Raw genomic sequence first — 23,388 nt, 5'->3', positions numbered from 1 at the left:
GCATGATGGAGCGCGAGGCCCGGCGGCGAGGCGAGCCGACCGGGGGTGGATGCCTCGCCGCGCGGGCGGTCCGTGCCGCCCTCATCGGCTGCCTTCTGGCGGCGGGCCACGCGCCGGCCGCCGCGGGGGTCGTCGAGGAGCGCGTCGAGCGCCCGACGATCCCGACCGACACACGCTTGTATGTGCCGTTCTTTTCCTTCTTCACCGCCGACAGCGACGAAGCCGTTCTGACTCTGGCGCATCCCGCCGATGACTGCGCCGTCCCCGCCGAGCCCTGCATGAGCGGGAGCCAGTGCGCCAGCGGCGTGTGCCGGAACGGGCTCTGCCGCTACCCTGAATCGGTCCAGGTCGGTTACGTGGCGGTGCTGCGCAAATCGAGGTTCTGCGACATCGCGGCGTGCGCCCCGGGACCGCCCCCCGCGGCCTGCCCCACGGGTGTGTGCGATGGCGGTTCGTGTACCAACCCCTCCTCGAACGTCAACGGACTCTGCCTGTGCGACACCTGCAGCGAAACCGACCCGGTCGCCCCGGTCAGCGACCTTCCGTTCGCCGACACCTTCGTGGATGTCGCCGACCCCCGCTGGGTGTTGTCGCAGGCGTCGCCCGTGAGCGCCAGCGGTCGCTCCTATCTCAAGTTCCTGGGACCCGACTATACCGATACTAGCCTGCCGCCGGTGAGTCCCTGGGTCGGGCAGGCGCAGATCCGGATCTTCGGACTGCTGCCGGGCGAGGAGTACGCGCTCTTCCTGAAGTGGACCTACGCCCCGTATCCGTCGTCCGAGCCGTGTCCTCTCGACGCGGCGATCACCGTGCACCTCGCGACCGTTCCGTCGGTGTGCGCGCCATGATGCGGTGTGTCGCGAGGATCGCCTTGGCGGGGGCCGCGGTGGCGGTCCTCCACCTGCCGCTCACACCTCCGGCGGTCGCTCAGAAGCTCGACAAGAACCTGACCAGGTCCTTCGACGGCGAGCCGTACCAGAAGATCTACGCCTTCTTCACGGCGGGCGGGAGCGACGCCGTCCTGACGTTCTCGCGCGTCATTGGCTCGTGTCCCGACATCGGGGGGTGCACGACCAGCGCGAACTGCCACGGCGGCACCTGCGTCGCCGGCCAATGCACCGGCCCGGTCAATGTCTACCCCACGGTCGGGCAGGTGGCGGTCATCCCCAAGGACACGTTCTGCCGCGCTCTCGTCTGCGGCAGCGGCGGCGGCGCGTTCGTCCCCCCGGAGTGCGATCCCGCCCTTTACCCCTGCACGACCCCTTGCCCGGTGCCGACGAGCTGTTTCTCCTGCCCGCTGGCCCCCGGGCTGTGCGCGTGCGACGGCGGCAACAAGTGCCCGGCCGCCGACGCCCCCCTTCAATCGTCGCAGGTCGCGTTCAACGAGACGTTTCAGGGCTCCGCCAACGCCAACGGCTGGCTCTACAGCCGAGCCACCGTCCATCCGGGCGCGAGCGACGGCTTTCTCGAGCTCGGTGTCGATCCGGCACTCGTCCCGGCCGTCAACTGGGCCGTCGCCGAAGGCACGGTCCGGTTCCCGCTGATCCCGGGTCAGGAGTACGTCCTGTTCGTGAAGCACAGCTTCAGCCCCCTGGTTGGGGGCCTGCAGTGCTATCCGTTCGGCCGGATGGAGCTGTCGTTCGACGGTCGGCCGGACCCCTGCGATCAGGACCAGGACGGCTACACCGTCGCGCAGGACTGCAACGACGGCAACGCCGCGATCCATCCAGGCCAGCTCGACGCCTCGTGCAACCTGGTGGACGAGGATTGCGACGGCGTGGCCGACGAGGACTACGTCTCCGAGCCGGACAACTGGACCCCTATCGCTCCTCAAGCGGCCATCGAGGGGCGCAACGGCCACACCCTCATCAGCACCGGGTCGACCGCGATCGCATGGGGCGGTACTGTGGCCTCGGGCCTGACGCAGACCGGGGCGACCTACGATCCGGCGACCGGCCTGTGGACGGCGCTCCCGCTGGCCCGCGCCCTCGCCCCCCGCCTCAATCACACCGCGGTGTGGACTGGAAAAACCATGATCATCTGGGGCGGATCGACGGCTTCGGGGAGAACGAATACCGGCGGCCAGTACGATCCCTCCCTCGGCGCATGGGTCGACCCGACGACCCCGCTCAACGCCCCCACGCCTCGCATGTACCACACGGCCGTCTGGACCGGCTCCAAGATGATCGTCTGGGGGGGACTCGACGCGGCCGGCAACGTCCTTCGAACCGGCGGCGTCTACGATCCGACCACCGACACCTGGAGCTCCACGTCCCTGACCAACGCCCCGGCGGGGGGGGTCTTTCACACCGCGATCTGGACCGGCACCAGGATGATCGTCTGGGGCGGCGGGACGCAGACCGCGCCCGTGACCAACACGGGCGGGATATACGATCCCGCGAGCAATACCTGGGCGCCTGTCAGCCCCCTCTTCGTACCGACGGCGCGCGCGCACCACAGCGCGATCTGGACGGGGACCGAGATGATCGTCTGGGGCGGCCAGGACGTCGCGTCGAACGCGCTCGCCGATGGCGCCCGCTTCGTCCCCGCGCTGAGCAGGTGGTTTGCGCTGCCCCAGAGCGGCGCGCCGGCCGCGCGCAGCAGCCACGTTGCGGTCTGGACCGGAAGCGACATGCTGGTCTGGGGGGGTGACGACACGCTCGGCCGCCCGATCGGCGGCGGCGGGCGCTACGCGGCGGGCACCTGGTCGGCGATGACCACGCTGGGGGAGCCGCTCCCGCGGTCGTTCGACCGGGGGGCATACCTCTCCGGCCCGGGACGCCTGATCGTCTGGGGCGGATTCAAAGGGCGCCCGCTCGACGACGGCGGCCTGTACCTGCCGGGCGCCATCTGTGGCACCGGCGCCTGTCAGCGCTCCTACGGGACGGTCTGCGTCAACGGCGGAATCCAGTACCAATGCTCGCCCGGACCCCCTTCGGGGGAGGTCTGCAACGGCGTCGATGACGACTGCGACGGTGTGGTCGACGACTCGATTCCGCCGATCGTCGGCAGTCCGGAGCTCTCCGTCACGGGCTCCGGGGGTTCGGCGACTATTTCCTGGACGCCGCTCGCAGGCGGGCAGGCGGGGGATCTGGTGCGCGGACGGATCTCGAGTCTGGCGTCCTCGGGCGGGAACTTCACGGCGGCGACGGAGATCTGTCTCGGCAACGACCAGGCCGGGCGTTCCGTCTCCGATGGGGGGAAGCCGCCCAGCGGCGACGCCTACTGGTATCTCGCGCGCGAGGTCAACGTCTGCAGCGGGCCGGGCACCTACGACGAGGGGACATCCTCGCAGCAGGGCTCGCGGGATGCCGAGATTGCCGCGGCCCCGGGCGCCTGCCCCTGAGGGAAACTCATCGGAAGCCGGCGCTGCTTCGTATAATATGGGGTGATTCTCGCGGGCCCCATCCGGGCCCGCGCGGCGAGGACGTAGATGGAAAGATCGATACGAATCTGAACCTTCACATGGCCTGAGGGACTCAGGCCCCGCCTTCGAATGCCCCCCAGCCGAGGCTGACGCCGGCTCCAGATGTCGGACGCCCCGGGTGGGGGCGTTCGATCATGGAGCGTTGGCGATGCCACAAATCAACCCCGCACTCAGGAAGAAGCTCGACACCGTCGCAGTCGACGTCGCGAGGAAACACGCCGAGGCCGTCGATCGCGAGGGCGCCTTTCCCAAGGCCTCGATGGACGCCCTCGCGGGCGAGGGACTTCTTGGCCTCCTCAGCGCCCGCGAGGTTGGCGGGATGGGCATGACGATCGGAGCCGCGACGCTCGCGGTCGAGTGCATGGCCCGGGAGTGCGGTTCGACGGCGATGGTCCTCACGATGCACTACGCGGGGACGGCGGTCATCGAGAAGCATGGCCCGGTCGAGGTACGGGGCGCGATCGCGTCGGGGCGGCACCTCAGCACGCTCGCCTTCTCCGAGTCGGGCTCGCGCAGCCACTTCTGGGCGCCGACGAGCACCGCGACACGCGGCGCCGACGGTCGGATCACGCTGAACGCCCAGAAGAGCTGGATCACTGCAGCCGGCCGCGCGACCGCCTACGTCTGGTCGAGCCGGCCGGTGAAGGCGGAAGGCGCCAGCACTCTCTGGCTCGTCCCGTCGGACACGAAGGGGATCCGCATGCCGAGCCTTTACGACGGGCTGGGGTTGCGCGGCAACGACTCGCGCCCGGTCACGGCGGAGGGGGTCGTGATCGCCCAATCGTCCCGCCTGGGCGATGACGGCGAAGGGTTCGCGATCATGATGCAGACCGTCCTGCCCGCATTCAATCTCATGAGCGCGGCCTTCTCGGTCGGCCTGATGGAAGGGGCGGTGGCGCGGACCGCGGCCCACGCGTCCGGGAGCCGCTATGCTCACATGGACGCAGCGCTCGCCGACTTCCCGACGATCCGCGCCTACATCGCGCGCATGCGCGTCGACACCGACATGGCCAAGGCCCTCCTTCTCGACGCGATCGACGCGGTCGAATCGGGGCGCGAGGACGCGATGCTGCGCGTCCTCGAGTGCAAGGCGGCCGCCGCCGAGACGGCGCTCAAGGTCCTGGCGACGTCGATGCGCGTCTGCGCGGGGGCGGCCTATCGCCGGGAGGTTGCCGTCGAGCGTTATTTCCGCGATGCGCAGGCGGCGAGTGTCATGGCGCCCACGACGGACCAGCTCTACGACTTCATCGGCAAGGCCGTCTGCGGCCTGCCGCTTTTCTAGAGAAGACCCTCGTGCAGACGCTGACGCTCGGCGCCGTCGCCTACGACCCCAAGGTCGTGACAATCTGGGAGGGGTTCAAGTCCTGGTTCACCGACCGTGACTTTCCTTTCGACTTCGTTCTCTATTCGAACTACGAGCGACTCGTCGAGGGGCATCTGGCGGGCGAGGTCCATGTCGCATGGAATTCTCCGCTCGCATGGATCGAGACGGAACGGGCCGCAGTCCTGCTCGGGAAGAAGGCGAGGGCGGTCGCGATGCGCGACACCGACCGCGATCTCACCTCGGTCATCGTCATCCGCGCCGACTCGAAGATCCAGGCGATCGGCGGCCTGGCCGGAAAGGGGGTCGCGGTCGGCGCTTCGGACTCGCCGCAGGCCACGCTCATTCCTCTCCTGCTGATCGCGGAGAGCGGGCTTCGTCCGGGAGCGGATGTCAGTGTCGAGAGGCACGACCTTCTCGTGGGCAAGCACGGCGATCACGTCGGGGGGGAGAGGGAAGCGGCGCGCGCCCTGATCGCCGGAAGAGTGGAGGCGGCCTGCATGCTGGACGCCAACCTCCTCGCGTTCACCCAGGAGGGAACCCTGCGGCCGGGGTCGACACGCGTCCTGGCGCAGACCCCTTCGTACGATCACTGCAACATCACCGTCCTGGACGACGCGCCGATCGATCTCATCCGGCGGTTCGTGGATCTCCTTCTCGGAATGAAGTACGAGGACCCGGTCGCGCGGCCGCTTCTGGACCTGGAGGGGCTGAAGCGGTGGCTCCCCGGCCGCACCGAGGGATACGCCCGGCTCAATCGGGCGGTCGATGTCTTTGGGACGCTGGACGGATGGCTCGCCCGGATGAAGGGAAGGGCCGGGACGAACGGATGATCGCGTGAACGGCACCCCGCGGCGGATTGATCTGGGCGACCTTGGGCTCGAGCGCGGCGGGCATCTCCTCGTCAAGCGGGCCCTGCGCGACATTCCGGCCGGAGCCCGGCTCGAGGTGGCGGGAACAAACCCGGAGCTGGCGATTCATCTCCGCGGCTGGTGTCGATCGCAGGGGCATACCCTCGCGATGAACCCTCCGTCCCCCGGCACCGGCGTGGACGGACCGGTCGCGTTCATCACGCGTGGACCGGCCGAGGTGGGTCGCTGGGGCGGCGCGGAGACGGCCGGTGCGCCCGATCCCGCGGCACACGGGGGCGTGGTCGAGCGCCCATCGTCACGCTGGGGCCTCGCGGCCCGCGGCGCGCGCGTCGAGCCGGGAAGCCCCGCCTTCGACTTCACGCTCGACCGGAAGGACGCCGTCTGGGCAGACGAGGCCGCCGCCCTCTACGCCCAGGCCGCCGCAGCGCAGTGGGACCCGGCGACCGCGATCGACTGGAGCGCGCCGATCACGCATCCGGCGGAGATCGAGGATGCGGTGGTCCAGGTGATGACGTATCTGATCGAGAATGAGATCGCGGCCCTGATCATCCCGGCCTCCTTCCTGGCCCGGATCCATCCCCACTTCCGCGAGGTCCTGCAGGTGCTCGCGATCCAGGCAGCGGACGAAGCGCGGCACGTCGAGGTCTTCACCCGGCGGGCCCTCCTCGTCCGCAAGGAGATGGGCCTTTCGACCGCCGGCGGGCAGGCCTCGCTCAAGACGCTGCTCGATGAGCCGGATTTCGCTCTCGCGTCGTTCCTTCTGTCCGTCCTGGGGGAAGGCTCGTTCCTGTCGCTTCTGCGGTTCCTCGACGCGAACGCCCCGGACCCGGTGACGCGGCAGGTGGCGCGTCTCGCGGCGCAGGACGAGTCGAGACACGTCGCCTTCGGTCTGGCCCACCTGCAGCGACATGTCACCCATGAGCCCGGCCTGCGCTCGCGCCTCGCGGCGGCGGTGGAGAGACGGCACGATGCCCTCCGGCACACGGCCGGGCTCAACGAAGAAGTCTTCGACGCGCTCATCCTGCTGGCGGCGGGATCGTGGGAGCCCGCCGACATAGCCGTCGGCTTCGACCGCGTCGTCGGGCTGCAGAATGACATGGACACCGGCCGTCGCCGGCGCCTCGAGAGACTCGGCTTCGCGCCGAAGGAGGCCGAGACGCTCTCCGCGCTTCACACCCGGAACTTCATGTAGCGGGAAACTGGACACTAATCTTCGACCGTGACCGGTCGCAGGCGGATCTCGATCCGACGGTTGCGGGCCCGTCCTTCCGGGGTGGCGTTGGATGCGACCGGTTTGACGTCGGCCATCGACACGGCGAGCAGGCGCCTGGTCGTGAGCCCGGAATCGGCGAAAAGACGAACGACGCTCGCCGCGCGGGCCCCGGCCAGCTCCCAATTCGTCGGGTACTGCTTGACGAGAGCCGGGCCGATCGGCTTGTTGTCGGTGTGTCCGATGACCAGGATCTGGTGCGGCGATTTCTTGAGTTGAGCCGACACTCGGAGCAGGACATCCGTGCCGCTCTTGTCGACCTCGGCCGAGCCCGAGTCGAACAGGATGTCCTGGGCGACGTTCACGCGCAGGCCATCGCGCAACTGCTGGACCTGGACCTGGCCGGATTGCACCTCCTTCTTGAGGTTGGCGACCAGACCGTCGTAGGTCGCCTGCAGCCGGTGGGATTCCTGCTCGCGCTCGTGCAGCTTCGAACCGAGCGCATCCTCCTGCGTCTGCAGCTGGGACAATTTCTCCTCGAGGGCCGTCTTCTTGGTCGCGAGGTCGTTCCTCTCCTGGGCCAGCATCGCCTTCTCCTGCGCCAGGGCTTCGCTGTCGCGCTTGGCATTGTCGACCTGACCCTTGAGCGCCTCGTTGCTCGCCGCCAGCAGATCGCGCTCCTGCACGACCTGCACGTACCGGCTGTTGGAGACGCATCCCGCCATGGCGAGCGCGCCGGCCGCGAGCAGTGCCACGATCGGGACTTGCGCGAGCGGGTCTATTCGCATCGGTGAATCCTCCCAGACGTCGAGTTGCTGCGCGGGACAGTGCCGCGACAGCGGGACAGGGTGAATTTAGGAGGGGTATGCGCGGGGCGCAAGCGCGCCTGGCCGGCACGGGTTCGCGCGTCAAAGACCCGGCGTCAGAGATCCCCTTGTGTGTCGAAACTCCATCTCGACGAGGCCTCCTGCTTCCTTCCGACATTGTCGAAGCGGGAGGAAGTGCCTACTCGTCCGCAACGGGAGTGAATATGCGTGCCTCTTGCGATCCCTGATGATTCGGGGTACAAGCAGCTCGGATTCAGCCGAAGCAGGGCGAAGCGAGGTGGGCGAGTGGAATCCCGTTTGTTGATGACCTTGCAGGTCGCGGTCGTGGGCCCACACAAGATCGGTGCAGTGCCTCACGGTACGCGCGTCACAGCACCGATAGCGAGCGGCCACTTCGAGGGCCCGCGCCTGCGCGGAAAGGTACTGCCCGGCGGCGGTGATTGGACGCTCCTCCGGGGAGACGGCGTCCTCGAGCTCGACCTGCGCCTCACGCTCGAGACCGACGACGGCGCCCTCATCCACATGACGTCGTTCGGACTTCGTCACGGTCCGCCGGAGGTGATCGCGGCGCTCGCGCGTGGCGAGAGAGTCGACCCCTCGACCTACTACTTCCGGACCACGCCGCGCTTCGAGACCGGGCATCCGAAGTACGTGTTTTTGAACCGGCTTCTCGCTGTATCGAGCGGCGATCGGCGCGCCGAGGGCCCTATCTACACGATCGACGAGATCCTCTGAGGCGCCGTGGACAGTCGACGAAGAGACGTTCTCAAACTGGCCGCGTTCGCGACGCTCGCTGGATGCGCGCACGTGCCCCTCGCGGCTTCCCCTCCGCCACCCGCCGACAGGAGACCTGCCATGCGAACGCGTCCCCTGATGACACTTCGTCTCGACACGGCACCCACGCAGAACGTCGGCGCCGGACCTCACGGCACGCGCGTCACCTTTCCGATCACCGGCGGCTCGTTCGAAGGGGACAGGCTTCGCGGCAAGGTACTGCCGGGGGGCGGCGATTGGACGGTCAAACGCCCCGACGGCGTCGTCGAGCTCGACCTGCGCATCACGCTTCAAACCGAAGACGGCGCCCTCATTCACATGACGTTCGAGGGGATCCGTGACGACGGAGCGCCGGGAGCTCCCTACTTTCGCACGCTGCCGCGCTTCGAGACTGCTGAGCCGAAATACTCCTTCTTGAACCGGACACTCGCCGTCGGCACCGGGAAGATCCTCGCCGACGGGCCGATTCACGTGATCGAAGAGCTCCTCTGAGGGCCGGTCGTTACGACACGTCGCGCGTGCGGCGGAACGAATCTAAGTGAACCGGCAGCTCAGCCCCTTTCGACCCGGACGCCGTGCGCCGCCCAGCCGGCGCTGGCGTGCAGGAAATGGATTCCAAACATCTCCAGCGCATGGACCGTGCCGAATATCTCGTACCCCATTCGCGTGACCGAATTGAGCGAGCTGAAATTGTTGGACTCGACATACGAGACGAGCCCTTTGAAACCTCTCGCCAGGTACTCTTGCAGGGCCAGGGTCATGCCGATCGCGTGGAGGCGCCGCCCGCGGTGGCCGGTGTGGGTGTATCCCTTGTACATATAGACGTATTCGCGGCCGGGGTGGAGCACGAGGTCCGGCGGATCGATTCGCGTCGGCGTGCGGGCGTACCAGCCATAGGCGGCCAGGGTTTCTCCGTCGAGAATGCCGTAGCATTCGTCCCCCTTGGCGAGAGCCTCATCGAGAAAACTCTCGGGCAAGCCGTTGGCCGGATCCCGGCCAAATTCTCGAAGCGTCCTCGCGTCGAGGAACATCGGGCGGTAGGGCTTTGGACAGGTCAGGAAGGCGGCGTTGACGCGCTCGGCCGTCATGCCCTTGAGGATCTTGACGACGAGGGCGCGGTTGGCCGCCCTCAGGGTCAGATCGTGCAGGGTATGGGCGAGCCCGATTGTCGTGACGCTGCTGCGGATGCGTTCGGCGGCGGTCCCCACCGTCATGGCCTCCCTACGCGTGTTCTTATAACTCCCAAGGCAGCCTGCGGCCATCAGGGAAATCCATGAATCGTCCCTCGGAACACTACCGACATGCGTCCGAAGCCGGCGTTCATCTCCCCTGGGCCTGCTCGCCCCGGAGAGTCATGCAGGTGCTCGTCGCGCGCGCGACCAGGCTTCCCTTCTCGTCGGTGATGACGCACTCGACCAGTCCCACGGTGCGACCTTGCTTGATCACCCGGCCGACAGCGAGCAACCGCGCCTTCCAGATCGGCTTCAAGAAGTTGATCTTGAGCTCGAGCGTCGTGAAGGATTCACCCTCGTCGAGACTTGCTGAATAGGCGATTCCCATGGCGGCATCGGCGATGTCGCAGAGGACGCCGCCGTGCAGCGTACCCATGGGATTGGCATGGGCCTCCGTCGCTTGAAAATCGACACGCGCTTCGCCGGGTTTGACCGAGACGAGGTCGAAACCGATGAGTCGGGCGATCGGCGGGGGAGGAGCGTCTCCGCGTGCAATGGCTTCACTGCGGTCAAGCATTTTCGTCACGGCACCTCCAAGGCAAGACTTGCGTTCCGAAACAGGCTAGTAACTCCTGAAGACAGATGCGTTCGTGCCGGTGAAGGAGGTGCGGCCGAGGCTCAGGTACAACGAGCCATGGCCGTCGTCGGAGCGGCCGTACACCAGATAGACCGGGCCCAGGAATGTGTCGACGCCGGCCCCCAGCGTCCCGGTGTAGATGAGGTTGTCGAAACGAGCCTCGGATCGGCTGGCCCAGACGTTCCCCGCTTCGACCCAGCCGCCCAGGTACACGCCGCGGCCGAACCGTCCCGACAGCCGTCCCGACCTGACGTAGTAGCCGAGGCGCGCCACGCCGAAGAGAGGGCCGCGCAGCTGGCCATCCTTGAATCCCGAGAGGGAGCCGAACCCGCCTACCGAGAAGTCGTCGTAGAAGGGAACTTCGGTGCCGAGGTTCGTCCCGCCGTCGAGCGACACGTAGACCCGATGCCGCCCCCGGTGGAACACCTGCGCGAACGACCCCGACATCTTGTCATAGGAAAGATCGGCGCCGAGGGATCGGCGCGACAGGAACAGGTCGACGAGACCGTACCTGCCCCGCGACGGGAAGTACGGGCTGTCCAATCGGTCGATCACGACCCGCCCGGTGAAGCCGCCGGTCGAGATGTCGAACTTCGGGAAGGTGCTCGTCCCGATCACAGCGGACCCCTTCACTTTCCCGCGCACGACGCCGAAGCGCACCTCCCCGTACCGGTCGAGCTCGGCACCCGCGTCCAGCGCCACGGACGCTCCCCGCGGCTCGTACTCGGCGACCCGCCGGTCGCCGTCGTAGAGGTTGTTGAACTGATCGAACCCGGTGATGCTCGGTGCGACGAAGAAGACTCCCGAGAAATCGAGCGGCTGGTGGAACTCCGAGGTCAGTCGGCGATCGCGACCGATCTTGACGTCGCTGCGCCACTCGGCCCCGAGCGCGTCCACTCTCGTCCGGGTGTAGCGCGCCCGGACGCCGTAGTCGCTGTCCCCCTCGAGATCGTTCACGAACGTCAGTCCCAATCGAAGATAGTTCGGGCCCCAGGGCTTCTCGTCGGCGTGGAACAGGAGATCGGCGCCGCCGTCCGTCCTGGACAGCCGGTAATCGACCTTCTCGAAGTCGCCGAGGCCATAGAGACGGGACAGATCGGCTTGCACCATGTCGAGGTCGAGGGGCGCGCCGGGGCGCGTCCGGATCCTTCTCTCGAGGATCCGCCGCTCCACGCGGCTCGTCCCGTCGATCCGGACCGAGTCGATCCGCGCCGGGAGGGCCGCGGGCGTCCCCCGCACCTCCCTGAGGTGGGCTTCGAACGCGTCGGGCGGCAGGGAGTAGTGGCTCAATGCGGCCGCCTGGGCGCGGGTCGCTTCCTCCCCGCGCCGGAGCGCCTCCGCGCCGGCCGCAAAATTGGACGCCGAGATCGCCGCCAGGTCGGGCCGGATCAAGACGTCGGCGCTCAGGATCTGCCCCGCCACATTGTCCTGGGTCACCATGTCGGCGACCTGCCGCGTCACGTCCGCCAGAGTCTTCAGCGACTCCACCGGATCGAACGGAGTGGTCACGTCGACCGCGATGACGATGTCGGCGCCCGCGTCGCGCGCCACGTCCACCGGGAGGTTGCGGACGAGGCCGCCGTCGACGAGATGGCGGCCGTCGATCTCGGCGGGCGCGAGGGTGCCGGGGAGACTCATGCTGGCGCGCAGGGCGTCGGCGAGGTCGCCCCGGGAGAGCACGACCATCGAGCCGTCGGCGAGATCCGTCGCGACCGCCCGGAACGGGATCGGCAGGTGGTCGAAGTCGTCGATGAAGGCCGCGCGGGTGGTCAGAGACTTGAACAGGAACCCGATCTTCTGCCCGGCGATGAGGCCCCGGGGCAGGAGGATCCTGCCGCTCTTGAGGCCGAGCTCGAAGTCGATGAAGGCGCTGCTCTCGTCCTGTTTCCGTCGGTAGGGCAGGTCGGGCCGTGGCGGACGGTCGTCGAAGAGGGAGGCCCAGTCGACCCGCTCCACCACCCGGGCGATCTCGTCGGGAGACATCCCGCAGGCATAGAGGCCCCCGACGACCGCCCCCATGCTGGTACCGGTGATGACGTCGACCGGGACCCGCAGCTCCTCCAGAGCCTTGAGTACGCCGATGTGAGCCAGGCCACGTGCGCCGCCGCCGCTCAGCGCCAGGCCGAACCGGGCCCTCACCGGGCGGGGTGGCATCGCGAGTGCGGGGGCCGGGGCGGCGGGGGCGGCCGATTCGAGCGTCGTAGGCGGCTTGCCGCCCGTCTCTTCCTGCGCAAGGGAGGGGCGGTCCGAACAACCAGCCCAGCCAGCGAGCAGCACCGCCCCCAGCGCGCCCGCCGCTCTGGCCCTGCTCAGGAATCGGTCGATTTCTCGAATGCGCATCCTTCATTGTCGCAGAAACGCCGGGTGTATCATCCATGTTCGACGAGGTGCCGCGATGAGCAATCTCCTGCCGACGACCGAAGTCGAATTGTGCGTCAGCGAACCGGCCGCCAGGCCGACGCTTCAGGTGCTACCCGGACGCCTGACCGATCTCGGCGGTCTCCCGATCCGACGTCTCCTTCCCCGGAGTCAGCGACGGACGGTCGGCCCCTGGTGCTTCCTGGATTCCTACGGCCCCGTTTCCTTCTCATCCGGAAAGCCGATGGATGTTCCGCCTCATCCCCATATCGGCCTCCAGACCGTCTCCTGGCTGCTCGAAGGTGATCTGCTTCACCACGACAGCCTCGGCCTCGAGGGATTGGCCATCCCCGGGGTGCTTAACTTGATGACGGCGGGGCGGGGGATCGCGCACGCGGAGGAGACGTCGACCGAGAACGGCGGGCACCTCAGAGGCATTCAGCTCTGGGTGGCCCTTCCCAATGAGGCGCGAGAGACCGCGCCGGCCTTCGAGCAGCATCGCTCACTTCCTGTCGTCGAGTCGGAGGGTGGCGGCGCGACGGTCATCATGGGCCGGTTGGACGGCGTGCGCTCGCCCGCGCGCACCTTCTCGCCCCTGGTGGCCGCGGAGGTTTCGGTGCTGGCCGACAACCGGCTCGCCCTCCCTATGAACCACGAGTACGAGCACGCCCTCGTGCCCCTCGCGGGGACGTGCCGTCTCGATGGCCAGCCGCTCTCGATCGACACTCTCTACTACCTGGGCTGCGGGCGACGGGAGCTGGTACTCTCCTGCGAAGGCGATCCGGCGCGGGCGCTGCTCCTGGGAGGTGCGCCGTTCGGCGAAACAATCCTGATGTGGTGGAACTTCGTGGCGCGGACAACCGAAGAGATGGTCGCCGCGCGCGAGGACTGGGAGGCCGGACGCCGCTTTGGAGAGGTCAGAGCATACAAGGGGCGGCGTCTCCAGGCGCCACCCTTCGTCCCCCGCCCCGTCCGGCGGCCTGGAAGCTGAGCCCGGCGGCGGTGGCGGCCGGGGCAGCGGCGCGCACGGGGGATGGTCCTGGTTCGCTCGTCACGGCGGGCAGGTGAGATTGGTGCCGGGTTGCGGCGCGCCGGATGAGTCGGTGCCGCTGATCCCCTCCTGGCATGGATCGGAGGCGGTCACCAGGTAGTAGGTGTTACCGGCGGCCGGTGTCACGCGAGCCTGCCGCAGGCCGTTGACCCGGGTGGTTGCGACAGCGCACGCTTTGGGGACGTGCGTGTAGCCGCCCCCGAGCGTCCCTTCATAGATGTTGTACCCGCCAACGGTGCCTCCCAGATCCTGGAACGAGATCAAGAGGTCACCGCCCGCTCCCCGGTCCATTATGAGAGGCGCCCCCGAGCCCGATGAGGAGACCTCCGGCGGAGGCGGGCCGGTGGTCGCCGGGAGAACGTAGGTGAGCGACATCACGGGACCGTAATGCCGAACCTCCTCTTCACCGGCGTGGAAGCGGGTCTCCTGCTTCGCCGCGCTCGTCAGCTGCAGCGCGTACCCCTGGTCCAGAGACGGGTTCTGGAACCAGAAGCGAAAGGCGTCGAGGACTCCCGCTCCGCCGAACACGGCCCGCTGACCCAGGCCGCTCATGCTCACGACGACATCCGGGTCGAACGCCGTGTCGCGAGTGCCGAGATAATCGGAGACCGCTTGGCCGTTGACCCCGGTGGTCCTGGAGCCCGCATTGGGAGCGTTCCAGCTTTTCACGTTGAACTCGCTGTAGCTGTAGGTGGGCCCGCCATGGCCATTGACGGGATTGACCGGGTTCTGCGTCTGATCGCCGCCCCCGTAGTCCCACCATCTTTGAAGGACACGGCGCGCCTCGATCACCTGCGCGTCTCCGAAGGTGGGCAGAATGGAGAACGACGCATCGACGATGCTGCCGGGCGAAGCTGTCCCGGTCGTCGCGAAGGCCGCCTCCCACTCAAAGCGCAGGAAATCCGTGTTGCGCTGGGTCCCGCCGTTGTTGGAGCGCAGCCAGACCGAGCCGTTGGCTCCGGCGGGGCTCCCGTAGACCGTGCCGGAGTCGTGCACCGGGATCGTGAAGTTCTCGTACCCCGAGGCCCCGAACGATACGGTGAGCGTGTCGCCGATGACGAACGTGCGGCTGTTGGACGGATCGGCGACGTCGAGGGCGTTGGCGGTGCCGCCGCCGGCCGAGTCGGCGAGATCGAAGATCGGCCCGAGCGGGACGAGCGCGTAAGTCACCGGACCGCAGTCATGGTGGAGCGGCCCGACGGTGAAGGTCACCCGGTCGCCGTTCTGCGGATCGAGCGCGGCGGCGAGGATCGGGGCGTCGGCCCCGCCCACCGCGTGCAGCGTCCAGGCGGCGGGGACGGCGGCAGACGGCGACACGCTCTCGCTGAACCAGGCATCGACCCGCGTCAACGAGGCCGCCTCGACTCGCACCACGCGCGGCGGAGAGTGGTCGGCCACACCGCGCACTTCTGCGGCGGCGGTGCCGCCGTCGATGGACGCGAGGAACTCCGCGAGGTCCTGCACCTGACGACCGGTGAGGCCGGAGACCGTGCCATGGGGCGCCGAGCGCCCCGCTCTGCGGAAGTCGAGGATCTCCTCGACGAGAGTCTCGGGATCCTTGGCCTGCGCGGCGCCGACGTACGGCGGAGAGTCCCAGGCGCCGACCAGGGACGCTGTGTTCACGCCCCACAGCGGCGGCCGCGTGTTCAGCTCGGCCTCTCCGGCATCGTGCCGCTCGCCCACATCGTGAAAGGCGAAATCGACGAATCCCGTCTCCGGGACGTGGCACGAGGCGCACCTCGCGTCGGCCGGCCGTGTCCCGCCGCCCACGAAGAAGGTCGCCCCGCGGACGGCTGCCTCCGACAGGGTGCCGTCGGGATTTCGGTGCGGGCTCCGCATGAGAGGCGGCAGGGTCAGCGCGTACAGCGCGACATCGTCGAGGTCGGGATCGCGTCCGGCGTTGGGCGGGCCGAGGTCCGGTTGAAGCAGGGGCGCGGAGATGAACCCGGTGCCTCCCATCTGCGGGCCGCGGAAGGTGTGATCGAAGTCCTGCACCTCGTCACGGTCGCCGGACCGGTGGAGCTGGCCGAGCCCCGTGACCGGGTCGGGCGGGCCCATCGACAGACCGAGCCCGAGGATCGACTGGGTCTGACGGGGGCCGTGCGCTCCCGGGAGATGTTGCAGGTCCCAGGCCCGCCCGTCCTGCTCACCGTCGATGTGGCACGATCCGCAAGCCACCTTGTGGTTCGAGGAGACACGCGGGTCCACCGAGGAATGGAACAGACGATCTCCTCTCAGGAAGGAGGACGACCTCGGCTCGGGGGTCGAGGGTGTCACGGGGATCCGGGCGAGCTCGAAGGAGCCGGACCAGCTGGTGACGTCGACCTTGGACACGTCACGCGAGAGGATGTTGGCGACATAGGCGATCTGGCGGCCGCCGAGGGCGACCGGAGAGACGGCGACTCCCTGCGGACGCTGTCCGACGCTCACGAGCACGGGACTGGGGGCGACGCCATCACGATAGGGAGGCGTCGCGGCCGGCATCACCACCAGGTTCTCGCTGAGCTCTCCCACCACGTAGACGGTCGCGCCGTCGCTCGAGAAAGCGAGGTCGTCCGGTCCAGCGACGCCCAGATCCCAGCCCGGCCCGAGCCAGATCGAGGTCTGGGGATCGTGCACCTGCCGGGCCGACAGGATGATCTTGTCGTTGATCGTGTTCGGGATGCGCCGCGTCGTCAGATCGATCTGCCGCAGCGTCGCCTGGAGGATGGAGTCCGGGGTGATGACGGTCTGGTTGCGGTTGTCGTACTGGGTCGGCACCCAGACTCGCGTCGTGGAGGGACGCTGCGCCAGATGACCGCGGAAGTTCAGGTACCCGCCCTCGGCGAAGTTGTGGGTCGGATCGGCGTCGTGAAGGGCCGCGTTGTCCTGAGGTCCCGCGCCGTCGGTGCGCTCCTGGGTCGTCACCCGCGGCCCGGGAGGGGAAACATCGACGCGACTCACGCGCGGCAGCCGATCGAGAACATGCCGGTGGGTGATCCAGGCGGAGACGCCGTCCTCCATCCAGGCGATGCCGAGCGGACTGCGGAACGTGTCCAGCAACGAGATGACCTGCCGCGTGGCGCGGTCAATCAGCCCGACGCGGCTGCCGCGGAGGAGCGTGACCAGCACCCGGGTCTGATCGCGGGACAGCGCCACGCCATACGGTCCGCTACCCCAGGGAAGATCGATGCGCGCGAGCACGGCTCCGTCCGGTCCCCTCAGGACGTAGATCCGATCCGAGTCATGGCAGGCGACCCACACCTCGCTGCCGTCCTCCATGACCGAGAGACCCGACGGATTGTGCCGTATCGGCGGTCCGCCCGGCTGCGGCAGGGGGAACTCGACGACCGTGTCGGTGGCGGTGTCGATGCGGGACACCGAGTCATGGTCCGGGTTGACGACCCACACGGTCGAGCCGTCGGCGGTGATCTGGATCGTTCCGCTCTTGAACGAGCGGGCCCCGGCGGCCAGCGCGACGGCGTGCGCGAATCCGAGGAGGGCCACGAAAGTCATCGCTCTGAAGGAACGCCCGCTCCGTGCGTACAAATCGGCCTCCATCGACCCGAATGTGTACGCCGAAGGCGGGCGGATCGCAAGCACAAAACGGTCCCGCGGACGCAGCGTGAGGCCCCGAGGCCGGAGGGAGCCTGCTCAACGGGCGGCCGTCGTAGATCCTGGCGGTCTTCAGCGAGCGCCGGTCCATCGAGGCGACGGAACCTCCAACCCCGGGTTCGCCTGCCTGTGCCTGATGATAGAATTATCGACACTTTGACTCCCCCCTTCGACGCCCCCATCATCGAGCTGCGTGGTGTCGCGAAGCGCTACGGCGACAACGAGGCCTTGAAGAGGACGACACTGTCGCTGGGCGCCGGCGTCAATGTCCTGCTCGGCCCCACCGGCTCCGGGAAGTCGACGCTTCTGCGTCTTTTGACCGGACTGTCGCGGCCGAGCGAGGGGGAAGTGCTCCTGTGGGGGCAGCCCCTCGCTCCAAAAACGATGGGAACGCTGCGGCGGCGCATGGGGTACGTGATCCAGGAAGGCGGACTCTTCCCGCACATGACCGCGGCGGCGAACGTCACGCTCGCGGCGCGCTACTTCGGCTGGGACGCCGGACGCATCCAGCGCCGGCTCGAGGAGTTGATCGAACTCACCCACTTTCCGCGCGACGGGATGAATCGCTTTCCCGCACAGCTCTCGGGTGGGCAGCGCCAGCGGGTCAGCCTGATGCGGGCCCTGATGCTCGGACCCGAGCTGCTCTTCCTCGACGAGCCGCTCGGAGCGCTCGACCCGATGATTCGAGCGGAGCTGCGGACGGACCTCCGGGAAATCTTCAAGGTGCTTGGACAGACGGTGGTGCTCGTCACGCACGATCTCGTCGAGGCCGAGTTCTTCGCCGACCGCGTCGTCCTCCTGCGGGATGGAGACGTCGTCCAGCAGGGTCCCCTGCGGGACCTCGTCGAGCACCCGGCCGAGCCGTTCGTCACCCGGTTCATCCATGCACAGAGCCGGCCCGGTGCGGTCCGATGACTCGCCCGTTACGCGGTCTTGTCGTCCTGTCTCCGGCTCTCGCCGTCGCGCTGTGGGGCGCATCCTGCCGCGGCGCCCCGCCCGAAGTGCGCGTCGGCTCAAAGAAGTTCACCGAATCGGTCGTGCTCGGTGAGGTCATCACACAGGTGATGCGCAGCACCGGCACGCGCGCCGAGCACCGGGCGCAGCTCGGGGGCACCCAGGTGCTCTGGCACGCGCTGCTCGCGGGAGAGATCGACCTGTATCCCGAGTACACCGGGACGATCCGCGAAGACATCGTGCGGGACGCGCCGCCCGATGGAAGCGATGAGTCCCTGAGGAGCGCCCTCGCCGCGCGCGGGGTCGGGATGACCGGCTCTCTCGGGTTCGAGGACAGTTACGCGCTCGGGATGAGCGAGAAAGACGCCTCCCGGCTGGGGGTGACGCGCATCTCCGATCTGCGCGGACTCCCGCGGCTCCGGCTTGCCTTCAGCGAGGAGTTTCTGAACCGGCGCGACGGCTGGCCGACCCTCAAGAAGCGTTACGGGTTGCCGCAGACCGAGGTGCGATCGCTCGATCATGACCTGGCCTACCGCGCCCTGGCGGCAGGCGACGTCGACGCCATCGATCTCTACACGACGGACGCCGAGATCCCTTATTACCATCTCAGGGTTCTGGACGACGATCTGGGACATTTTCCGAGGTACCGCGCCGTCATCCTTTATCGACTCGATCTCCCCTCGCGCGCGGCGTCGGCCCTGGCGTCGCTGACGGTCCTCGAAGGGCGCATCGCCGCCAGCGACATGCAGCGCCTCAACGCGCGCGTCAAGCTGGAGCGCACCCCCGAGCGGGTCGTGGCGGTCGATTTTCTCGCCTCGGCTCTCGGAATGGAAGGGGAGGCGGGGGGCGAGGGGAGGGCGCGGCGGGTCGGCCGGTACGTCGTCGAGCACATCGCGCTCGTGGCGGCCTCCCTGAGCGCCGCGATCCTGGTCGCACTGCCCCTGGGTGTCGCCGCCGCCCGCCGAAGGAGGCTGGGGGCGGCCATCCTGGCGGTGGCCGGCGTCATCCAGACCATCCCGTCGCTGGCGCTCCTGGTCCTCATGATTCCGCTGCTCGGCATCGGAACGCCCCCGGCCGTGGCCGCGCTTTTCTTCTACAGCGTTCTCCCCATCGTCAGGAACACGGTCACCGGTCTGGCCGCCATTCCGGCCGCCCTGCTCGAGTCGGCGGACGTTCTGGGCCTTTCTGCCGCGGCGAGACTCTTGAAGGTGGAGCTTCCGCTCGCTTCGCCGGCGATCATGGCCGGCATCCAGACCTCCGCCGTCATCAACGTCGGGACCGCGACCCTCGGTGCGTTGATCGGGGCGGGAGGCCTGGGCCAGCCGATCCTCACCGGCATCCGGCTCGACGACCTGGAGCTGATTCTCGAGGGGGCCGTGCCTGCCGCTCTTCTCGCCCTTCTGGTCCAGGCCCTGTTTGCGGGCCTCGGCAGGCTGGTCATTCCGAAGGGGCTGCGGCTACGGCCCGACTCGTGACGACCCGGGCGGCCGCAAAGCCCCGTCCGCCACAGGTCAGCCATTTCCCTTCGGAACCGATCGGTGGTACCCTTCCGGTCGAGCCACACGAAGAATTGCGGTTGCCCGCGCACCCTGTGCAGGAGGGGGGGCCCCGATGCTGCGTCCTTCGCTTACCGAGCAGGCGCGCCGTCCGGAGAGATCGAGCTCGATCGAGCGCGCAGATCTCATCTCCTGGTACCGCCGCAACAGGGAGCGATCCCGCGCCCTGTTCGATCTCCTGACCGACGAGAACGCCCGCTACGGCGAACCGATCCCCCTTCGACATCCCATCGTCTTCTACGAAGGACACGTGCCGGCGTTCAGCTTCAATACGCTGGTGAAGACCGCCCTCGGAGGGGCCAGCATCGACCCCGAGCTCGAGTCGCTGTTCGCGCGCGGCATCGATCCGCCCACGGACCAGGAGCCGGCGCGCGATCCCGGGAGCAACCGCGAGCGCTGGCCCGGCCGGACGGTCGTCGACCGTTTCGCGCGGGAAGCCGACGAGCGGGTGATCGACGCCCTGACTCATGCCGACATCGACCGGCCCGGTCATCCGCTGCTCGATCGCTCCGAGGCGGTCCTCGTGATCCTCGAGCACGAAGCGATGCACCAGGAGACCCTGCACTACATGCTGCATCGACTGCCGTGGGATCAGAAACGATGTCCTTCCGGCTACCGGCCGCGCATCGGAGACGCTTCGCCGTCGCGCGAGTGGATCGAGATCCCTCCGGGCCGGGCCACGATGGGAGTCGATCGCGCTTCGGTGTCGTTCGCGTGGGACAACGAGTGTCCGCGTTATTCCGAGGAGGTGCGCGCCTTCGCGATAGAGCGCGGCAATGTGACCAACGCGGCCTTCCTGGATTTCGTCGCCGCCGGCGGCTATCAGGAGCGGCGCTTCTGGCGTCCGGACGATTGGAACTGGGTGCGGCAGGCGGACCTCCGGCACCCGCTGTTCTGGGAGCGTCGATCGGAAGGGTGGACCTGGCGCGGCATGTTCGAGCCGATCCCCCTCCCGCTCGCCTGGCCGGTCTACGTCAGTCACGCGGAGGCCGAAGCCTATGCCCGCTGGCGGGGCGTGAGACTTCCGACCGAGGCGGAGTTCCAGCGCGCGGCGTACGGCACGCCCGAGGGGGATGAGCGCCCGTTTCCCTGGGGGGAGGCCCCCGCGGACCCTCGCCACGGCGTCTTCGACTTCACGGGCTGGGACCCCGCGCCCACCGGGAGCCATCCCGACGGACGCAGCGCCTGGGGCGTCGATGACCTCGTGGGCAATGGATGGGAGTGGACGAGCACGCCATTCGCTCCATTCCCGGGGTTTCGCGCCATGGCGGCATACCCGGAGTACTCGGCCGATTTCTTCGACGGCGATCATTTCGTGATGAAGGGGGCCTCGTCGGCGACGGCGCGTGAGCTTCTGCGTCCCAGTTTCCGCAACTGGTTCCGGGCGCGGTACCCCTACGTCTATGCAAAGTTCAGGTGCGTGAGGGACCTCGCATGACGCCGACGCTGACGACGCTCTTCACGACGACCCCGGCTTCGAGATGCCGGTTCGCGGACGACGTGCGGGACTTCCTGACGCTGCAGCCGCGGCAGCTCCCGTCGCACTACCTCTACGACGAGCTGGGCTCCGCGCTCTTCGAGGCCATCTGCCGGCTGCCCTGGTACTCGCTGACCCGCGCCGAGCTGCGCCTGCTCGAGGCGCACGCCCGCGAGATCCTGGACGCCGGCGTCACGACCGTCATCGAGCTGGGCGCCGGGAGCGGGGCTAAATTGTCCGCGTTGATTGCCGGGGCCGGGTCCGGCCGGGGTCCTCTCGATCTGCACATCGTCGACGTGTCCAGAAGCGCGCTCGCCCAGGCGAGCCGGGCGCTCGAAGGCTTCAAGAACGTCCGTTTCATGCCCCACGAGACAACGTACGAGGCCGGACTCGAGGAGTTCGGGCACGCGAAGTCGGTCAAGGGGCGCCGGCTGGCGCTGTTCCTCGGGTCGAATATCGGCAATTTCGATCCACCGGGGCGCGACGCGTTCCTCAGGACAGTGCGGGCGTCTCTCAATCCGCGCGACGCTCTCCTCCTGGGCGTCGACCTTGTCAAGCCCGAGCGGGATCTGCTTCTCGCCTACGACGATCCTCTCGGCGTCACCGCGGCGTTCAATCTCAATTTGCTGTCCCGGATCAATCGCGAGCTGCAGGGCGACTTCGATCTCGACGGCTTCACCCATCGCGCGCTGTGGAACGAGAAGCACTCGCGCATCGAGATGCACTTGCGCAGCGCTCGAAGGCAGCGCATCGGCATCCGCGGTGCCGACCTGGAATTCGTGATGGGCGAGGGGGAGATGATCTGGACGGAGAGCTCGTACAAGTACGACGCCCCCGAAGTCGTCTCGATGCTGGAGCGCTCGGGCTTCAGCGTCCGGGCGCAATGGATCGACAGCGTCGATCGGTTCGCGCTCACCCTGGCCGAGGCGGTCTAGAGGTCGCGCCGGGCAGCACCGCTCTTTCCAGGGCCGCCCGGTTCCAGTCTCCGAGCCGCGCCGCGGTCTCGTAGGTGCTGACCAGGAAGTCGAGGACGAGAGCGTCGGGGGAAGTCGCCCGAACGACCGCGGCGTAGGGGAGGATCCACTCGCGCACCACGGGGTGGTAGGACGCCTCCGCGGGCCGGATCGTCGCCTGGGAGCAACCCGGAGGCTCGGGATAGGCGTAGGCGTAGAACGACGCCTCGCGCACCGGCCCGCCGCCGTTTCCCGGCCACCAGCCGGCGCTGATGCACTCGTGCGAGTAGGCCTCCCGCGTCACCCAGTCGGGCAGGCCCGGCAGGCCCCCGGGGTGCGGCGGCGCCGTTCGTCCGGAAAACCGCGTGCACGCCAGGTCGAAGCTCCCCCACCAGAAATGAACTGGACTGCTCTTGCCCAGGAAGCGTCCGCGGAATTCCTTCAGGACCCGATCGGCTTGAACGAGAACTCTCCAGCACCGCCAGGCGGCGTCGGGGTCGTAGGAACGGTGCACGTCGTCCTTGTCGAACGGCAGGGGGTTCGCGACCTCGTTCGGCACGGGACGGATCTTCGGTTCGATGCCGAGCGATCGCAGCGCCTCGAGGTAGCGAGCGTGGAAGTCCGCCACGGTTCGCGGCACGAGCGGGAGCGATTCCGTCCGGCCGTCGCTCGTGCGGACGAGCAGCCGATGATCGACGAAATCGAAGTCGACCTCGAACGTGCGCTCGCCGTCAGGCATGGGGGAAGTCCCGAGGCCGCGCGCCGTGATGTACAACGCGACCTGCCACCAGTGGTTCTGCATCGGCGCGAGCGCGAGCCGGGTCTTGCCGACGATCTGCGTCCAGAGCTGCAGGGTGTTGCAGGTGTCCTCCCACTGATCCAGCGGGAGGGGAGGCCACGCCTCATGGATCATCGGGACCGCCCTACGGCGCCGGGCGCCGGCTCCATGACGACCTCATCGATGAAGCACCAGCCCCAGTCCTCGCCCGGCTCGAAGCTCCGGATGATCGGATGATGGATCTTCCTGAAGTGCTTGGTGGCGTGCTTGTTGGGCGAGTCGTCGCAGCAACCCACATGACCGCACGACAGGCACAGGCGGAGGTGAACCCATTCACTTCCCATCGCCAGACACTCTTCGCAGCCGTCGGGGGTTCGCGGGGCCACGTCGCGAACCTGATCCAGGTGCGTGCATCGTTTCGGCATCG

19 protein-coding genes are annotated in these 23,388 nt (G+C 68.2%); 12 read left to right on the top strand and 7 right to left on the bottom strand.

Annotation, left to right across the window (positions count from 1 at the left end; genetic code table 11):
• The first annotated feature begins 2 nt into the window (after nt 1–2).
• The 5 genes from VEW47_00540 to VEW47_00520 all read left to right on the top strand — a co-directional run bounded on the left by VEW47_00540 (nt 3) and on the right by VEW47_00520 (nt 6,812).
• Complete coding sequence (locus VEW47_00540; protein HYS03656.1) at nt 3–848, top strand: hypothetical protein; 846 nt, start codon at nt 3–5, stop codon at nt 846–848.
• A gap of 23 nt (nt 849–871) precedes the next feature.
• Nucleotides 872–3,346 carry a MopE-related protein gene (locus VEW47_00535; GenBank protein ID HYS03655.1) on the top strand — a complete coding sequence of 825 codons (2,475 nt, stop codon included), beginning with the start codon at nt 872–874 and terminating at the stop codon, nt 3,344–3,346.
• A 229-nt stretch (nt 3,347–3,575) separates the two neighbouring features.
• A complete protein-coding gene (locus VEW47_00530) occupies nt 3,576–4,709 on the top strand; it encodes an acyl-CoA dehydrogenase family protein (protein ID HYS03654.1) in 1,134 nt (377 codons plus the stop codon).
• A gap of 11 nt (nt 4,710–4,720) precedes the next feature.
• The gene (locus tag VEW47_00525; GenBank protein HYS03653.1) at nt 4,721–5,581 is read left to right on the top strand and encodes a PhnD/SsuA/transferrin family substrate-binding protein; all 861 of its coding nucleotides are present in this window, start codon (nt 4,721–4,723) and stop codon (nt 5,579–5,581) included.
• Nucleotides 5,582–5,585: 4 nt separating this feature from the next.
• Entirely contained in the window at nt 5,586–6,812 is a 1,227-nt protein-coding gene (locus VEW47_00520) for a ferritin-like domain-containing protein (protein ID HYS03652.1), read from the top strand.
• Nucleotides 6,813–6,826: 14 nt separating this feature from the next.
• Here the strand turns inward: VEW47_00520 and VEW47_00515 are convergent, their stop codons facing one another.
• Nucleotides 6,827–7,618, bottom strand: coding sequence for an OmpA family protein (locus VEW47_00515; protein HYS03651.1), 792 nt, complete (start codon nt 7,616–7,618; stop codon nt 6,827–6,829).
• A 342-nt stretch (nt 7,619–7,960) separates the two neighbouring features.
• Here VEW47_00515 and VEW47_00510 point away from each other — a divergent pair, with 342 nt between their 5' ends.
• Both VEW47_00510 and VEW47_00505 read left to right on the top strand, forming a co-directional pair.
• Nucleotides 7,961–8,392 carry a DUF3237 domain-containing protein gene (locus tag VEW47_00510; protein ID HYS03650.1) on the top strand — a complete coding sequence of 144 codons (432 nt, stop codon included), beginning with the start codon at nt 7,961–7,963 and terminating at the stop codon, nt 8,390–8,392.
• A gap of 120 nt (nt 8,393–8,512) precedes the next feature.
• Nucleotides 8,513–8,923, top strand: coding sequence for a DUF3237 domain-containing protein (locus VEW47_00505; protein ID HYS03649.1), 411 nt, complete (start codon nt 8,513–8,515; stop codon nt 8,921–8,923).
• Nucleotides 8,924–8,982: 59 nt separating this feature from the next.
• Here the strand turns inward: VEW47_00505 and VEW47_00500 are convergent, their stop codons facing one another.
• The 3 genes from VEW47_00500 to VEW47_00490 are packed head-to-tail and all read right to left on the bottom strand — an operon-like array spanning nt 8,983 to nt 12,580.
• A complete protein-coding gene (locus tag VEW47_00500) occupies nt 8,983–9,693 on the bottom strand; it encodes a GNAT family acetyltransferase (GenBank protein ID HYS03648.1) in 711 nt (236 codons plus the stop codon).
• Nucleotides 9,694–9,751: 58 nt separating this feature from the next.
• Nucleotides 9,752–10,180 carry a PaaI family thioesterase gene (locus VEW47_00495; protein ID HYS03647.1) on the bottom strand — a complete coding sequence of 143 codons (429 nt, stop codon included), beginning with the start codon at nt 10,178–10,180 and terminating at the stop codon, nt 9,752–9,754.
• 45 nt (nt 10,181–10,225) lie between these two features.
• Nucleotides 10,226–12,580, bottom strand: coding sequence for a patatin-like phospholipase family protein (locus tag VEW47_00490; protein ID HYS03646.1), 2,355 nt, complete (start codon nt 12,578–12,580; stop codon nt 10,226–10,228).
• Nucleotides 12,581–12,635: 55 nt separating this feature from the next.
• On the opposite strand from VEW47_00490, the gene VEW47_00485 reads away from it, so the two are divergent.
• Entirely contained in the window at nt 12,636–13,589 is a 954-nt protein-coding gene (locus tag VEW47_00485) for a pirin family protein (protein HYS03645.1), read from the top strand.
• A gap of 60 nt (nt 13,590–13,649) precedes the next feature.
• On the opposite strand, the gene VEW47_00480 is transcribed toward VEW47_00485, so the two are convergent.
• Nucleotides 13,650–17,135: a hypothetical protein gene (locus VEW47_00480; GenBank protein HYS03644.1), complete on the bottom strand. Its 3,486-nt coding sequence runs from the start codon at nt 17,133–17,135 to the stop codon at nt 13,650–13,652.
• A gap of 288 nt (nt 17,136–17,423) precedes the next feature.
• Between VEW47_00480 and VEW47_00475 the strand changes: the two genes are divergently transcribed.
• The 4 genes from VEW47_00475 to egtD all read left to right on the top strand — a co-directional run bounded on the left by VEW47_00475 (nt 17,424) and on the right by egtD (nt 22,165).
• Nucleotides 17,424–18,158: an ATP-binding cassette domain-containing protein gene (locus VEW47_00475; GenBank protein HYS03643.1), complete on the top strand. Its 735-nt coding sequence runs from the start codon at nt 17,424–17,426 to the stop codon at nt 18,156–18,158.
• Nucleotides 18,155–19,672, top strand: coding sequence for a glycine betaine ABC transporter substrate-binding protein (locus VEW47_00470; GenBank protein HYS03642.1), 1,518 nt, complete (start codon nt 18,155–18,157; stop codon nt 19,670–19,672). Before VEW47_00475 ends, VEW47_00470 begins: the two co-directional genes overlap by 4 nt.
• A gap of 136 nt (nt 19,673–19,808) precedes the next feature.
• Nucleotides 19,809–21,191, top strand: a complete 1,383-nt coding sequence (locus VEW47_00465) for an SUMF1/EgtB/PvdO family nonheme iron enzyme (GenBank protein HYS03641.1) — start codon at nt 19,809–19,811, stop codon at nt 21,189–21,191.
• Entirely contained in the window at nt 21,188–22,165 is a 978-nt protein-coding gene (egtD, locus tag VEW47_00460; GenBank protein ID HYS03640.1) for an L-histidine N(alpha)-methyltransferase, read from the top strand. The genes VEW47_00465 and egtD overlap by 4 nt, the downstream gene beginning before the upstream one ends.
• Here egtD and VEW47_00455 read toward each other — a convergent pair.
• Nucleotides 22,143–23,096 carry a DUF5996 family protein gene (locus VEW47_00455; GenBank protein HYS03639.1) on the bottom strand — a complete coding sequence of 318 codons (954 nt, stop codon included), beginning with the start codon at nt 23,094–23,096 and terminating at the stop codon, nt 22,143–22,145. The genes egtD and VEW47_00455 overlap by 23 nt on opposite strands.
• Nucleotides 23,093–23,386, bottom strand: coding sequence for a UBP-type zinc finger domain-containing protein (locus VEW47_00450; GenBank protein ID HYS03638.1), 294 nt, complete (start codon nt 23,384–23,386; stop codon nt 23,093–23,095). Before VEW47_00450 ends, VEW47_00455 begins: the two co-directional genes overlap by 4 nt.
• Nucleotides 23,387–23,388: the final 2 nt, after the last annotated feature.

It is taken from the genome of Candidatus Dormiibacterota bacterium (assembly GCA_035635555.1).
Taxonomy (GTDB): domain Bacteria; phylum Acidobacteriota; class Polarisedimenticolia; order Gp22-AA2; family Gp22-AA2; genus Gp22-AA3.
The sequence above is the reverse complement of the archived record's forward strand: the minus strand, read 5'-3'. Positions and strand labels throughout refer to the sequence as shown.